The sequence below is a fragment of the Streptomyces sp. NPDC001903 genome (genome assembly GCF_042891345.1).
Taxonomy (GTDB): domain Bacteria; phylum Actinomycetota; class Actinomycetes; order Streptomycetales; family Streptomycetaceae; genus Streptomyces.
Genome location: NZ_JBIASZ010000005.1, coordinates 13,759 through 28,607 on the forward strand (window position 1 = coordinate 13,759; position 14,849 = coordinate 28,607).

9 protein-coding genes and 1 pseudogene are annotated in these 14,849 nt (G+C 71.4%); 5 read left to right on the plus strand and 5 right to left on the minus strand.

All coding sequences use genetic code 11. The features are described from left to right. Positions 1–31 precede the first annotated feature (31 nt). Together ACFYZS_RS12585 and ACFYZS_RS12590 are read right to left on the minus strand one after the other, a co-directional pair. Positions 32–1,201, minus strand: coding sequence for a winged helix-turn-helix domain-containing protein (locus ACFYZS_RS12585; RefSeq protein WP_389010319.1), 1,170 nt, complete (start codon positions 1,199–1,201; stop codon positions 32–34). A gap of 9 nt (positions 1,202–1,210) precedes the next feature. Continuing rightward, positions 1,211–1,792, minus strand: a complete 582-nt coding sequence (locus tag ACFYZS_RS12590) for a GNAT family N-acetyltransferase (protein ID WP_389010321.1) — start codon at positions 1,790–1,792, stop codon at positions 1,211–1,213. A gap of 241 nt (positions 1,793–2,033) precedes the next feature. On the opposite strand from ACFYZS_RS12590, the gene secA reads away from it, so the two are divergent. Next, a complete protein-coding gene (gene secA, locus ACFYZS_RS12595) occupies positions 2,034–4,823 on the plus strand; it encodes a preprotein translocase subunit SecA (RefSeq protein WP_389010324.1) in 2,790 nt (929 codons plus the stop codon). 123 nt (positions 4,824–4,946) lie between these two features. Here secA and ACFYZS_RS12600 read toward each other — a convergent pair. After that, positions 4,947–5,321: pseudogene (locus ACFYZS_RS12600) on the minus strand (Rv3235 family protein); the annotation flags it as partial. Positions 5,322–5,680: 359 nt separating this feature from the next. Between ACFYZS_RS12600 and ACFYZS_RS12605 the strand changes: the two are divergent. The 3 genes from ACFYZS_RS12605 to ACFYZS_RS12615 all read left to right on the plus strand — a co-directional run bounded on the left by ACFYZS_RS12605 (position 5,681) and on the right by ACFYZS_RS12615 (position 12,185). Further along, complete coding sequence (locus tag ACFYZS_RS12605) at positions 5,681–6,181, plus strand: DUF6912 family protein (RefSeq protein ID WP_389010327.1); 501 nt, start codon at positions 5,681–5,683, stop codon at positions 6,179–6,181. Further along, positions 6,178–6,864 carry an HAD family hydrolase gene (locus tag ACFYZS_RS12610; RefSeq protein ID WP_389010330.1) on the plus strand — a complete coding sequence of 229 codons (687 nt, stop codon included), beginning with the start codon at positions 6,178–6,180 and terminating at the stop codon, positions 6,862–6,864. The genes ACFYZS_RS12605 and ACFYZS_RS12610 overlap by 4 nt, the downstream gene beginning before the upstream one ends. A gap of 353 nt (positions 6,865–7,217) precedes the next feature. After that, positions 7,218–12,185, plus strand: a complete 4,968-nt coding sequence (locus ACFYZS_RS12615) for an NAD-glutamate dehydrogenase (protein ID WP_389010333.1) — start codon at positions 7,218–7,220, stop codon at positions 12,183–12,185. 94 nt (positions 12,186–12,279) lie between these two features. Here the strand turns inward: ACFYZS_RS12615 and ACFYZS_RS12620 are convergent, their stop codons facing one another. Both ACFYZS_RS12620 and ACFYZS_RS12625 read right to left on the minus strand, forming a co-directional pair. Further along, a complete protein-coding gene (locus ACFYZS_RS12620; RefSeq protein ID WP_389010336.1) occupies positions 12,280–13,110 on the minus strand; it encodes an ABC transporter ATP-binding protein in 831 nt (276 codons plus the stop codon). After that, the gene (locus ACFYZS_RS12625; RefSeq protein ID WP_389010339.1) at positions 13,103–14,020 is read right to left on the minus strand and encodes an ABC transporter permease; all 918 of its coding nucleotides are present in this window, start codon (positions 14,018–14,020) and stop codon (positions 13,103–13,105) included. The genes ACFYZS_RS12620 and ACFYZS_RS12625 overlap by 8 nt, the downstream gene beginning before the upstream one ends. 147 nt (positions 14,021–14,167) lie before the next feature. Here ACFYZS_RS12625 and ACFYZS_RS12630 point away from each other — a divergent pair, with 147 nt between their 5' ends. Then, positions 14,168–14,809 carry a TetR/AcrR family transcriptional regulator gene (locus ACFYZS_RS12630; protein ID WP_389010342.1) on the plus strand — a complete coding sequence of 214 codons (642 nt, stop codon included), beginning with the start codon at positions 14,168–14,170 and terminating at the stop codon, positions 14,807–14,809. Positions 14,810–14,849: the final 40 nt, after the last annotated feature.

Genomic DNA, 14,849 nt, shown 5'->3' on the forward strand with positions numbered 1-14,849 from the left:
CGCCGAGGTCCTCAGAGGTCCGCCGAGGTCCTCAGAGGGCGGCCAGTTCCGCCGTGACCGCGGCCGCCTCCTCGGGGGAGCCCGCGCGCTCGACGCGGACGGAGTCGCAGCCGACCCACTGCGCCGCCTCGCGCAGCGCCTCGGCCATCGGGCGGGCCGCCCCGGGGGCGGTCAGCGACAGCTGCCGGGCCACCAGCGTGGAGCCCTCGCGGGCCGGGTCCACCCGGCCCTGGAGCCGCCCGCCCGCCAGCAGCGGCATCGCGAAGTACCCGTGGATCCGCTTGGGCTTGGGGACGTACGCCTCCAGCCGGTGCGCGAAGTCGAAGATCCGCTCCGTGCGCGGCCGGTCCCAGACCAGGGAGTCGAACGGGGAGAGCAGGGTGGTGCGGTGGCGGCCGCGGGGGACCGTCGCCAGCGCGGCCGGGTCGGCCCAGGCCGCCTTGGCCCAGCCCTCGACCTCGACGGGGACCAGCCCCGAGTCGGCGATCACCGAGTCGACCTGCTCGCCCTTGAGCCGGTGGTAGTCCGCGATGTCGGCGCGGGTGCCGACGCCCAGGCTCTGCCCGGCCAGCGCCACCAGGCGGCGCAGGCACTCGCGGTCGTCCAGGTCGTCGTGGAGCAGTGCGTCCGGGACCGCCCGCTCGGGCAGGTCGTAGACCCGCTTCCAGCCGCGGCGCTCGGTGACGACCACGTCACCTGCGTCCAGCAGCCACTCCACCGCGATCTTGGTCTCGGACCAGTCCCACCACGGGCCGCCGTTCTTCGCGCCGCCCAGCTCGGTCGAGGTCAGCGGGCCCTCGGCGCGCAGCCGGTCCAGGACCAGCCGGCAGGAGGCCTCCTTGTCCTTCATCTTGTGCCAGCGGTAGCCGTGCGCGCGCTTGATCCGGCGCCGGAACGCGAAGTGCGGCCACTCCTCGATCGGCAGGATGCAGGCCGCGTGCGACCAGTACTCGAAGGCGTGCCGGTCGGACCAGTACGCCTTCTCCACCGCCGGCCGGCCCACCGCGCCCAGGCGCGCGTACGGGATCAGCTCGTGCGAGCGGGCCAGGACGGAGATGGTGTCCAGCTGGACGGCGCCCAGGTGCCGCAGGACGCCGCGCACGCCGCCCTTGCGGTCGGGCGCTCCCAGGAAGCCCTGCGCGCGCAGGGCGATCCGGCGCGCGTCGTCGGCGGACAGGGACACGGAGGCTGCGAGCGTCATGCCCGCATGCTAGGCGCCGCCACTGACAGCGGGCAGGTACGGCAATGAGGGGGGCAGGCCCAGGTCCGTGGGCAGCAGGGCGCCGATCCAGGAGTCCCGCGCGGTGCCGCCGCGGAGCACCGCGGCCCGCAGGACGCCCTCGAAGCGGAAGCCGGTCTTCTCCGCGACGGCCCGGGAGCCCGTGTTGCCGACCTCCGCGCGCCATTCCAGCCGTACGGCGCCCACTTCGGTGAAGGCCCAGCGGGAGACGGCGGCGACGGCCTCGGCCATGTAGCCGCGGCCCCGGTGCTCCTTCGCCGCCCAGTACCCGATCTCGTACGAGCCCTGCCCGCGCACGTGCACGCCGACGGCCGCGACCAGCGGGCCGTCCGCCCCGAGGCGGACCGCGAAGCTGTACGCCGTGTCCTCGCGCCAGCCGGCCGGGACGGTCTCCAGGACGAAGCCGCGCGCGTGCTCGCGCGAGTAGGGGGAGGGGACCATGGTCCAGCGCTGGATCTCGGGGTCCTGCACCGCGGTGTACACCTCCTCCTCGTCCGCCGGGACGAAGGGGCGCAAATGCAGTCGGGCCGTGCTCAGTGTCGTGGGCTCCATGTACGGATTCTGCGGGGCCGGGGCGGGTCGGGCGAGCAGTTTTCGGGCAAGACGTGTCGGGGACACCGGCACCTTCCGGGCACCTCGTACGTTCTCCTTCAGGGCGCCCGTGCCCTGCGGGATACGGCGGGCCTCCCGGCGCGGCCGCGTCCTCGCTTACGATGGCCGTTGCGGTGGGGCCCACCCTCCGTGCCCGTGTACGAACCAGTGCCAGGCCCGACCGGCAAGGAGACAAACCTCGGTGTCCGTCTTCAACAAGCTCATGCGTGCAGGCGAAGGCAAGATCCTGCGCAAACTGCACCGCATCGCGGACCAGGTCAACTCCATCGAAGAGGACTTCGTCAACCTCTCCGACGCCGAGTTGCGGGCGCTCACGGACGAGTACAAGCAGCGCTACCAGGACGGCGAGAGCCTGGACGACCTGCTGCCCGAGGCGTTCGCGACCGTCCGCGAGGCCGCCAAGCGCGTCCTCGGCCAGCGGCACTACGACGTCCAGATCATGGGCGGTGCCGCGCTGCACCTCGGCTACGTGGCCGAGATGAAGACCGGTGAGGGCAAGACCCTCGTCGGCACGCTCCCCGCGTACCTGAACGCGCTGTCCGGCAAGGGCGTCCACCTGATCACGGTGAACGACTACCTCGCCGAGCGCGACTCCGAGATGATGGGCCGGGTGCACAAGTTCCTCGGTCTCGAGGTCGGCTGCATCCTGGCGAACATGTCGCCGGCCCAGCGCCGGGAGCAGTACAACAGCGACATCACGTACGGCACGAACAACGAGTTCGGCTTCGACTACCTGCGCGACAACATGGCGTGGTCGCAGGACGAGCTCGTCCAGCGCGGCCACAACTTCGCCGTGGTCGACGAGGTCGACTCGATCCTGGTCGACGAGGCCCGTACCCCGCTGATCATCTCCGGCCCGGCCGACCAGGCCACGAAGTGGTACGCCGACTTCGCGAAGCTGGTCACCCGCCTGAAGAAGGGCGAGCCCGGCGAGCCCCTCAAGGGGATCGAGGAGACCGGCGACTACGAGGTCGACGAGAAGAAGCGCACGGTCGCCATCCACGAGGCCGGTGTCGCCAAGGTCGAGGACTGGCTCGGCATCGAGAACCTCTACGAGTCGGTGAACACCCCGCTCGTCGGCTACCTGAACAACGCCATCAAGGCGAAGGAACTGTTCAAGAAGGACAAGGACTACGTCGTCATCGACGGCGAAGTCATGATCGTCGACGAGCACACCGGCCGTATCCTCGCCGGCCGCCGCTACAACGAGGGCATGCACCAGGCGATCGAGGCGAAGGAAGGGGTGGACATCAAGGACGAGAACCAGACCCTCGCCACGATCACCCTCCAGAACTTCTTCCGCCTGTACTCGAAGCTGTCGGGCATGACCGGTACGGCCATGACCGAGGCCGCCGAGTTCCACCAGATCTACAAGCTCGGTGTCGTCCCGATCCCGACCAACCGCGACATGGTCCGCAAGGACCAGCCGGACCTGATCTACCGGACCGAGGTCGCGAAGTTCGCCGCCGTCGTCGACGACATCGCGGAGAAGCACGAGAAGGGGCAGCCGATCCTCGTCGGCACCACCTCGGTCGAGAAGTCCGAGTACCTCTCGCAGCAGCTCTCCAAGCGGGGCATCCCGCACGAGGTGCTCAACGCGAAGCAGCACGAGCGCGAGGCCTCGATCGTCGCCCAGGCCGGCCGCCGCGGCGCCGTCACGGTCGCCACGAACATGGCCGGCCGCGGTACCGACATCAAGCTCGGCGGCAACCCGGACGACCTGGCCGAGGCCGAGCTGCGCCAGCAGGGCCTGGACCCGGAAGAGCACATCGAGCAGTGGGCGCACGCGCTGCCCGCCGCGCTCGAGCGCGCCGAGGCGGCCGTGAAGGCCGAGTTCGAAGAGGTCAAGTCCCTCGGCGGGCTGTACGTGCTGGGCACCGAGCGGCACGAGTCGCGCCGTATCGACAACCAGCTGCGCGGTCGCTCCGGCCGTCAGGGCGACCCGGGCGAGTCCCGGTTCTACCTGTCGCTGGGCGACGACCTGATGCGCCTGTTCAAGGCGCAGATGGTGGAGCGCGTGATGTCGATGGCGAACGTGCCGGACGACGTGCCGATCGAGAACAAGATGGTGACGCGCGCGATCGCGTCGGCCCAGTCGCAGGTCGAGACCCAGAACTTCGAGACGCGCAAGAACGTCCTGAAGTACGACGAGGTCCTCAACAGCCAGCGCGAGGTCATCTACGGCGAGCGCCGCCGCGTCCTGGAGGGCGAGGACCTGCATGAGCAGGTGCGCTTCTTCATGGACGACACGATCGACGCGTACATCGCGGCCGAGACGGTCGAGGGCTTCGCCGAGGAGTGGGACCTGGACCGGCTGTGGGGCGCCTTCAAGCAGCTCTACCCGATCAAGGTCACGGTCGCCGAGCTGGAGGACGCGGCGGGCGACCGTGCGGGCATCACCGCCGAGTTCATCGCGGAGTCCGTCAAGGACGACATCCACGAGCAGTACGAGGCGCGCGAGAAGGCGCTGGGCTCCGACATCATGCGCGAGCTGGAGCGGCGCGTGGTCCTGTCGGTCCTGGACCGCAAGTGGCGCGAGCACCTGTACGAGATGGACTACCTGCAGGAGGGCATCGGCCTGCGGGCGATGGCCCAGAAGGACCCGCTGGTCGAGTACCAGCGCGAGGGCTTCGACATGTTCAACGCCATGATGGAGGGCATCAAGGAGGAGTCCGTCGGCTACCTGTTCAACCTGGAGGTCCAGGTCGAGCAGCAGGTCGAGGAGGTCCCGGTGCAGGACGCGGCGCCTTCGCTGGCCAAGGAGCCGGCGGGCGCGCGGCCGGAGATCCGGGCCAAGGGCCTGGACGCCCCGCAGCGGCCGGACCGGCTGCACTTCTCGGCCCCGACGGTGGACGGGGAGGGCGGGGTCGTCGAGGGCGACTTCGACGCCGATGAGGCGGGCGACGGCATGACGCGTGCCGAGCGCCGCAAGGCGCAGAAGGCCGCGGGCGGCCGCCGCCGCAAGAAGTGACCCCTGCCCGTACGGGCACCCCCGCCGGGGCCGGACACCACACGGTGTCCGGCCCCGGCGCCGTTGTACGGGGCCGCTGTCCGGCGGACCGGGCGGCAGGGGGCCGCTCACGCCAGGGGGGGCCATCTCGATGGCCGCGCAGCGCCAGCGGAGGTCCGGGCCCTGTTCCAGGCGGAAGGCCATCGCCGAGACGCGGTCGCCCGTCGCGATGCGGGCGAAGGCCTCGATGACGCCCGGGCCGGGGTGGAAGCGGCCGCACTGGCGCAGGACCGGGCGCAGACGGTCGCGCGGCGGGGCGGCGGGGGCCAGGGTGACCAGCTGGTCGTAGGCCGGGCCGACCGTGTGGCCCAGCAGCGAGTGGACGGGCCGCTGGCCGCTGACCACGGCCAGCAGCCGCTCGGCGAACCAGTCCTGCGGGCCGCGCGGGGTGCGTGCGGTGCGGGGGCGGCGCTGGTCGTGGCGGCCGGGGGGCCGGGCGGTGTTCCTGGTCCTGGTCATGGCGGTCGTCCCCGAGAAGTCCGGGCCCGGAGCGGTACCGGGCGGTAACTTGGTAGGGGACTTCTACGGTCCGTGACCGCCCTGCGCAACGAGGCCCCCCGGGCCCGGACGGGCCGGGCCGCTTCACCTATCCGGGTGGGCGCGGTGCGGCCCCGGGCCGGTCCCGGCGCCGGTGGGGGAGTGCGGTGGACGGAGTCCGGCCGCGGCCCGGCACCCCGAAGGGGGACCCCGCCCGTCACCCACCGGAGTCCGGTGCGCCCTTCCGGGCCGGGAAGGGGCCGGCACCGCGGGGAGGTCTCCGCGACGGGTGGGGTCGGTCGTATCCTGAGGGCGTTTCCGACTACCGAAAGCAGCCGGCCATGCGCGTGTACGTCCCCCTGACCCTCCCCGGGCTCGCCGAGGCGCACGAGGCGGGTGAGCTGGGCCCCGCCCCGCTGCGGGCGTACGCCGTCACCCCCGGGCTGCGGGAGTGGTACGTGTCGGACGACCTGGAGGAGCTGGAGTACGCGGCCCTCGGGCGGGCCGCCGCCGCGTCCCTGCGGATGCTCGCCGCCGACGGGGCCGCCCCGCGCAAGCGCGTGGTCGTCGCCGTCGACGTGGACGACAAGGCCGCCGCTGCGACCCCCGGGGGCGACGAGGCCACGCCGGGCCAGGTGACCCTCGCCGCGGTCGTACGGCTCGCGGTGGCCGCCGCCGTGCACGTGGACGCCGATGACGCCCTGGGCGACGTGACGGCAGCGGCCGACGCCCTGGAGGCCGCCGACGCCGGGGACGGCGACGCGCAGTTCACCGTGGACGGCGCCGAGGACCACGAGCTGCTGTGGTTCGGCGTCCAGGAGATCCCGGGGCTGCTGAAATGAGCGTTCCGGTCACTCCCGCCACGCCTCCGGTCCACATAGTCTGGGACTGGAACGGCACGCTCCTGCACGACGTCGACGCCGTCATCGCCGCCACCAACGCCTCCTTCGCCGAGTTCGGCTTCGAGCCGATCACGCTGGAGCGCTACCGCGAGCTGTACGTCGTGCCGGTGCCGAGGTTCTACGAGCGCATCATGGGCCGGCTGCCCACCGATGCCGAGTGGGAGGTCATGGACGAGACCTTCCACCGCCACTACTGGGCGGCGGCGGCCGCCGCCGGGCTCACCGCCGGGGCCCGCGAGCTGCTGCGCGACTGGCAGGCGGAGGGGCTCACGCAGTCCCTGCTCTCCCTCGCGCCCCACGAGAAGCTCGTGCCCCTCGTGCAGGCGCACGGCATCGACCGTCACTTCGTGCGCGTCGACGGCCGGATCGGGCCGTCGCACACCAGCAAGGCAGGGCATCTCGTACGCCATATGGCGGCCCTGGAGGAGACGGGTGTCACCGCCGCCCGTACGGTCCTGGTGGGGGATGCCGTGGACGACGCCCTGGCCGCGCAGCACGTCGGCGCGAGAGCCGTCCTCTACACGGGTGGTTCGCACAGCCGACGCAGTCTGGAATCGGCAGGGGTGGAAGTCGTCGACACCCTGGCAGAAGCCGTATCCGCTGCTCGCCGCATGGCCGGATAAGTACGCCCAGAATATGCCCCCGTCACTGCGCACATCGTCAAAGTTCGAGACCTCCTTTTGTACAGATCCAGCGCGTGACGGACAGGGGGTCCGGCGAGATAGCCTGGTACCCGTGATCAGCGCGATAGTCATCGGGGGCGCCGCAGCCTCCGGCCTGCGCCCGGCGCACGACCGTGCCCGGGCCTTCGCTGATCCCTGCCACCGGGAGCCCCGGCCGATCATGGCCAGTTCCTTCCCGGTCGGCTCTCTCCACGGCGCAGCGCCGGTCCCCAGCGGTCACCCCGCATCTCGGCGCCACGCCATTCCTTCCTTCACCTACGTCACGCAATGGCGCGCGACAGGAGCCAGAGGACATGCAGACCAAGCTGGACGAAGCAAAGGCCGAGCTGCTCGCGCGGGCGGCCCGGGTAGCTGAGCACAGCCCGGCCGGGGGGCTACTTCCGACTGGGTCCGAGCAGGGGGAGCGTCCCGACCGGGACACCACTCTCGCCTACCTCCAGCGCTACTACCTGCACACCGCCCCAGAGGACCTCCTGGACCGGGACCCGGTCGACGTGTTCGGGGCGGCCCTCTCCCACTACCGGCTCGCCGAGACCCGGCCGCAGGGCACCGCGAACGTGCGCGTGCACACCCCGACGGTCGAGGAGAACGGGTGGACCTCCAGCCACTCCGTCGTCGAGGTCGTCACCGACGACATGCCGTTCCTCGTGGACTCCGTCACGAACGAACTGTCCCGCCAGAACCGCGGCATCCACGTCGTGATCCACCCGCAGGTCGTCGTGCGCCGTGACGTCACCGGCAAGCTGATCGAGATCCTCGGCCCCGACTGCGACGCGCACGGCCCCAAGACCGCGCGCCCCCACGACTCCCTCGTCGAGTCCTGGATCCACGTCGAGACCGACCGCGAGACCGACCGCGCCGACCTCAAGCAGATCACCGACGACCTGCGCCGCGTCCTGTCCGACGTCCGCGAGTCCGTCGAGGACTGGGAGAAGATGCGCGACGCCGCGCTGCGCATCGCCGACGACCTCCCGGACGAGCCGACCGCCCCCGACCTGCGCGAGTACGAGCTCGAAGAGGCCCGCGAGCTGCTGCGCTGGCTCGCCGACGACCACTTCACCTTCCTCGGCTACCGCGAGTACAACCTCGTCGACGGCGACGCCCTGGCCGCCGTGCCCGGCACCGGCCTCGGCATCCTGCGCTCCGACCCGCACCACAGCGGCCAGGAGGACGACCACCCCGTCTCGCCGTCCTTCAACCGGCTGCCGGCCGACGCCCGCGCCAAGGCCCGCGAGCACCGCCTGCTGGTGCTGACCAAGGCCAACAGCCGCGCCACCGTGCACCGCCCCTCGTACCTGGACTACGTCGGCGTCAAGAAGTTCGACGCCGAGGGCAACGTCGTCGGCGAGCGCCGCTTCCTCGGCCTGTTCTCCTCCGCCGCGTACACCGAGTCGGTGCGCCGGGTCCCGGTCATCCGCCGCAAGGTCGCCGAGGTCCTCGACGGCGCCGGCTTCTCGCCGAACAGCCACGACGGCCGCGACCTGCTCCAGATCCTGGAGACCTACCCGCGCGACGAGCTGTTCCAGACCCCGGTCGACAAGCTCCGCGAGATCGCCACCTCCGTCCTGTACCTGCAGGAGCGCCGCCGGCTGCGGCTGTACCTGCGCCAGGACGAGTACGGGCGCTACTACTCGGCGCTCGTCTACCTGCCGCGCGACCGCTACACCACCGGCGTGCGGCTGCGCCTGATCGCGATCCTGCAGGAGGAGCTCGACGGCAGCAGCGTCGACTTCACCGCCTGGAACACCGAGTCGATCCTGGCCCGCATCCACTTCGTCATCCGCGTCCCGCAGGGCAAGGAGCTGCCCGTCCTGACGGACGCCGACGTCGAGCGCATCGAGGCCCGCCTCGTCGAGGCCGCCCGCTCCTGGGCCGACGGCTTCGCCGACGCCCTGGTCGCCGAGGTGGGCGAGGAGCGCGCCGCCGAGCTGCTGCGCAAGTACGGCACCTCCTTCCCCGAGGGCTACAAGGCCGACCACAAGCCGCGCGCGGCCGTGGCCGACCTCTGCCACCTGGAGCGGCTCTCCGCCAGCGACCGGGAGTTCGCGCTCTCGCTGTACGAGCCGGTCGGCGCGGGCCCCGGCGAGCGCCGGTTCAAGATCTACCGCACGGGCGAGCAGGTCTCGCTGTCCGCGGTCCTGCCCGTGCTCCAGCGCCTGGGCGTCGAGGTCACCGACGAGCGCCCGTACGAGCTGCGCTGCAGCGACCGCACCAACGCGTGGATCTACGACTTCGGCCTGCGGATGCCGCTGCCCTCCGGCAACGGCGACGCCTACCTGGGCGACGACGCCCGCGAGCGGTTCCAGGACGCCTTCGCCGCGGTCTGGCAGGGCGACGCCGAGAACGACAACTTCAACACCCTGGTGCTGTCCGCCGGTCTCACCTGGCGCCAGGCCGTGGTGCTGCGCGCGTACGCCAAGTACCTGCGCCAGGCCGGCGTGAACTTCAGCCAGGACTACATGGAGGACACCCTCCGCAACAACGTCCACACCACCCGGCTGCTGGTCTCGCTCTTCGAGGCCCGGATGTCGCCCGGCCGCCAGTCCGCCGGCACCGAGCTCATCGACGCCATGCTGGAGGAGCTGGCCGGGGCCCTGGACCAGGTCGCCTCGCTGGACGAGGACCGGATCCTGCGGTCCTTCCTCACCCTGATCAAGGCCACCCTGCGGACCAACTTCTTCCAGCTCAACGACGCGGGCGAGCAGCACGCGTACGTGTCGATGAAGTTCGACCCGCAGGCCATCCCGGAGCTCCCGGCGCCGCGCCCGGCGTACGAGATCTGGGTGTACTCCCCGCGCGTCGAGGGCGTCCACCTGCGCTTCGGCAAGGTCGCCCGAGGCGGCCTGCGCTGGTCCGACCGCCGCGAGGACTTCCGTACGGAGATCCTCGGCCTGGTCAAGGCGCAGATGGTCAAGAACACCGTCATCGTGCCGGTCGGCGCCAAGGGCGGCTTCGTCGCCAAGAACCTGCCGGACCCGTCGGTGGACCGCGACGCCTGGCTCGCCGAGGGCATCGCCTCGTACAAGATCTTCATCTCGGCGCTCCTCGACATCACCGACAACATGGTCGGCGGCGAGGTCGTCCCGCCGACCGGCGTGGTCCGCCACGACGAGGACGACACCTACCTCGTCGTCGCCGCCGACAAGGGCACCGCGACCTTCTCCGACATCGCCAACGGCGTCGCCGAGTCGTACGGCTTCTGGCTGGGCGACGCGTTCGCCTCGGGCGGGTCGGCCGGCTACGACCACAAGGGCATGGGCATCACCGCCCGCGGCGCCTGGGAGTCCGTCAAGCGGCACTTCCGCGAGCTGGGCCACGACACCCAGACCGAGGACTTCACGGTCGTCGGCGTCGGCGACATGTCCGGCGACGTGTTCGGCAACGGCATGCTGCTCTCCGAGCACATCCGCCTGGTCGCCGCCTTCGACCACCGGCACATCTTCATCGACCCGACCCCGGACGCGGCGACCTCGTACGCCGAGCGCCGGCGCCTGTTCGAGCTGCCGCGCTCCTCGTGGGCCGACTACAACGCCGAACTGCTCTCCGCGGGCGGCGGCGTCCACCCGCGTACGGCGAAGGCCATCCCGGTCAACGCGCAGATGCGCGCGGCCCTCGGCATCGAGCCGGGCGTCACCAAGATGACCCCCGCCGAGCTGATGCAGACCATCCTCCAGGCCCCCGTGGACCTGGTGTGGAACGGCGGCATCGGCACCTACGTCAAGGCGTCCTCCGAGACGCACACCGACGTCGGCGACAAGGCCAACGACGCCATCCGCGTCAACGGCGCGGACGTCCGGGCCAAGGTCATCGGCGAGGGCGGCAACCTCGGCCTGACCCAGCTCGGCCGCATCGAGTTCGCCCGGGTCGGCGCCGGCGGCGAGGGCGGCAAGGTCAACACCGACGCCATCGACAACAGCGCGGGCGTGGACACCTCCGACCACGAGGTGAACATCAAGATCCTGCTGAACGCGGTCGTCGCGGACGGGGACATGACCGTCAAGCAGCGCAACAAGCTGCTGGCGGAGATGACCGACGAGGTCGGCCACCTGGTACTGCGCAACAACTACGCGCAGAACGTGGCCCTCGCCAACGGCATCGCCCAGGCCCCCAGCCTGCTCCACGCCCAGCAGCGCTTCATGCGCCGCCTGGAGGCGGCCGGACGGCTGGACCGGAACATCGAGTTCCTGCCCACCGACCGGCAGATCCGCGAACTGCTGGGCGCCGGCAAGGGCCTGACCCAGCCGGAGCTGGCCGTGCTGTTCGCCTACACCAAGATCACGGTGGCGGACGAGCTCATCGCCACCGAGCTGCCGGACGACCCGTACCTGCGCCGCCTGCTGCACGCGTACTTCCCGGGCGCCCTGCGCGCGAAGTTCCCGGAGCAGATCGACGCGCACGCGCTGCGCCGCGAGATCATCACGACGCTGCTGGTCAACGACACCGTCAACACCGGTGGTTCGACCTTCCTGCACCGCCTGCGCGAGGAGAGCGGAGCCTCCACGGAGGAGATCGTCCGGGCGCAGCTCGCGGCCCGCGAGATCTTCGGCCTGGCCGAGGTGTGGGACGCGGTCGAGTCGCTGGACAACAAGGTCGCGGCCGACGTCCAGACCCGGGTGCGCCTGCACTCGCGGCGCCTGGTCGAGCGCGGTACCCGCTGGCTGCTGAACAACCGGCCGCAGCCGCTCCAGATCACCGAGACGATCGAGCTGTTCTCCGACCGGGTGAGCGAGGTCTGGGCCGAGCTGCCCAAGCTGGTGCGCGGCGCGGACCTGGAGTGGTATCAGTCGATCATGGACGAGCTGATCGGCGAGGGCGTTCCGGAGGAGCTGGCGGCCAAGGTCGCCGGGTTCTCCTCGGCCTTCCCGACGCTGGACATCGTCGCGATCTCGGACCGCACCGGGGTCAACCCGCTGGACGTCGCCGAGGTGTACTACGACCTCGCCGACCGCCTGAACATCACCCAGCTGATGGACCGGATCATCGAGCTGCCGCGGGCCGACCGCTGGCAGTCGATGGCCCGCGCGTCCATCCGCGAGGACCTGTTCGCGGCGCACGCGGCGCTGACGGCCGACGTGCTGGCGGTGGGCAACGGCGACTCGACTCCCGAGGACCGCTTCAAGGCCTGGGAGGACAAGAACGCGGCGATCATCAGCCGGGCCCGGACGACCCTGGACGAGATCCGGGGCTCGGACGACTTCGACCTGGCGAACCTGTCGGTCGCGATGCGGACGATGCGTTCGCTGCTGAGGGCGCACGCGTAGTCCCCGCGGGGCAGTGACGAAAGGGCGGCCCGGGCTTGTGCCCGGGCCGCCCTTTCGCGTCCCCCGCGTGCGTCCCCCGCGTGCGTCCGCCCGGTCAGCGGCCCGAGGTGTACCTCTCGTACGCGTCGCAGACCTCGGCGGACGGGCCGTCCATGCGCAGCACGCCGGACTCCAGCCAGATCGCCCGGTCGCAGGTCTCGCGGACCGTGCCGATGCTGTGGCTGACGAGGAAGACGGTGCCGGCCTGCTCGCGGAGCTCCTCGATGCGGGCCTGGCTGCGGCGCTGGAAGTTGGCGTCGCCGGTGGCCAGGGCCTCGTCGATCATGAGTACGTCGTGGTCCTTGGCGGCGGCGATGGAGAAGCGCAGCCGGGCCCCCATGCCGGAGGAGTACGTACGCATGGGCAGGGAGATGAAGTCGCCCTTCTCGTTGATGCCGGAGAAGTCGACGATGCCCTGGTAGCGCTCGTGGATCTGCTGCTTGGACATGCCCATCGCGAGGCCGCCGAGGACCACGTTGCGCTCGCCGGTGAGGTCGTTCATCAGGGCCGCGTTCACGCCGAGGAGCGAGGGCTGGCCGTGGGAGTAGATCCGGCCGCGGGCCACGGGCTGGAGGCCGGCGATCGCGGAGAGCAGGGTGGACTTGCCGGAGCCGTTGGAGCCGATCAGGCCGATGGCCTCGCCCTTGTAGGCGACGAAGATGACGCCCCTGACGGCGTGCACCTCGCGCATCCCGGGGGCGGGCTTGCGGGAGAAGATGCGGCTGAGGGCGGCGGTGGCGCTGCCCTTGCGGCCGCCGGCGCCATGCACCTTGTAGACGACGTGGACGTCGTCGGCGATGACGGTGGGGACCCGGGTGTCGCGCGGGTCGAAGGCGGCCGCGGCCGGTGCGGGTGCGGGTGCGGGTGCGGTTTCGGTGTCAGCCACGGCCGTACTCCTCCTCAGCCTTCCAGAAGTAGATGAATCCGCCGACGCCCGCGAGCAGGGCCCAGCCGAGGGCGATCGCCCACACGTGGTGCGGGAGCGCGTGCGCGGGGAAGCTGTCGATCAGCGCGTAGCGCATGAGGTCGATGTAGACGGCCGCCGGGTTGGTCTTGAGGACGACGGTGACCCAGGGCGCGAGGTGGTCCTTGCTGAGCATCGAGTCGATGGACCACATGACCCCGGACGAGTACATCCAGGTGCGCAGGATGAACGGCATCAGCTGGCTGATGTCCGGGCTCTTGCTGCCGATGCGGGCCATGATCATGGCGACGCCTGCGCAGAAGACGGCCATCAGGGCCAGGGTGGGCGCGGCCATCAGCCACTTCAGGGACGGGGTCTGGCCGAACGCGAGCAGCATGAGCACCAGCGCGCCCATGGTGACCAGCAGTTGCTGGAACAGCTGGACGACGGTGGACAGGGGCAGGCTGGCGCGCGGGAAGTGCAGGGCGCGGACCAGGCCGAGGTTGCCGTGGACGGCGCGGGTCGAGGCGTTGATGGAGCTGCCGATGAAGTCCCAGACGAAGACGCCGGTGATCAGGAACGGGACGTAGTCCGCCACGCCGTGGCTGGCGTTCAGGATGATGCCGAAGATGAAGTAGTAGACGGCCGCGTTGAGCAGCGGGGTCACCAGGTGCCAGACCTGGCCCAGCTTGGCCGTGCTGTACGTGGCGTGCATCCGGGCGGTGGCGTACGCGGTCACGAAGTGGCGGCGGCCCCAGAGCTGGCGCACGTAGCTCGGGAGCGAGGGGCGGGCGCCGCTGACGGTCAGGCCGTGCGCCGCCGCCAGGTCGGCGAGCGTGGCCGGGGCGGGGGTCTTCGCCGCCGGCTCGGCGGGATGGGTGGTCACTGTCACGGGGGTCGCTTTCGACGGGGGTCGGGCGTCGGGTGGCGATGGGACGGGTCCGTATCGTCGCTACGGCGAGATTAGGGGCCGGTGCGACGGAACGCAACCGTATCGTCGTGACGGGTGGGTGGCGGCGTGCGCGGCTATGCTCGGTGCATGACCTCCACGGACCCTGCCGCCGGCCCCGCACCCGCACCCGCCACCGCCCGCCGGGCCCCCGCCGGGGCCGCCGTCCTGCGCGAGGACGTGACGGAGGCGATCCGGGCCGCGGTGCTGGAGGAACTGGCCGCGGTCGGCTTCTCGCGGATGTCGATCGAGGGGATCGCGCGGCGGGCGGGCGTCGGCAAGACGGCCGTGTACCGGCGCTGGAAGTCCAAGCTGCACCTGGTGCTGGACCTGGTGGGGGCCTTCGCGGTGGACGGCCTCCCGGTGCCGGCGACGGGCTCGCTGTACGGGGACGTACGGGCCCTGCTGGAGGTCATGTCGCATGTGCTGCGGCATCCGGTGGCGTCGGCGGTGATCCCGGACCTGCTGGTGGAGGCGGCGCGGAATCCGGAGATCGCGGACGCGGTGCGCGGCTCCCTGCTGGAGGGGGAGCGGCGGATGGCGGAGGGGATCGTGTCGGAGGCCGTCGCGCGGGGCGAACTGGCCGAGGGGACCGATCCGGGGCGGGCGTTGGACCTGGCGATCGGGCCGCTGTACTGGCGGCAGGTGGTGGTGCGGGACGCCGTCCCGGCGGGGTACCTGGACGACCTGGCCCGGTCCGTGGTGGCGGGGCTGACGGCCTCGGCCGGCTGACCGGACCCGGACCGGACCGGGACCGGGGCGGATCCCGCCG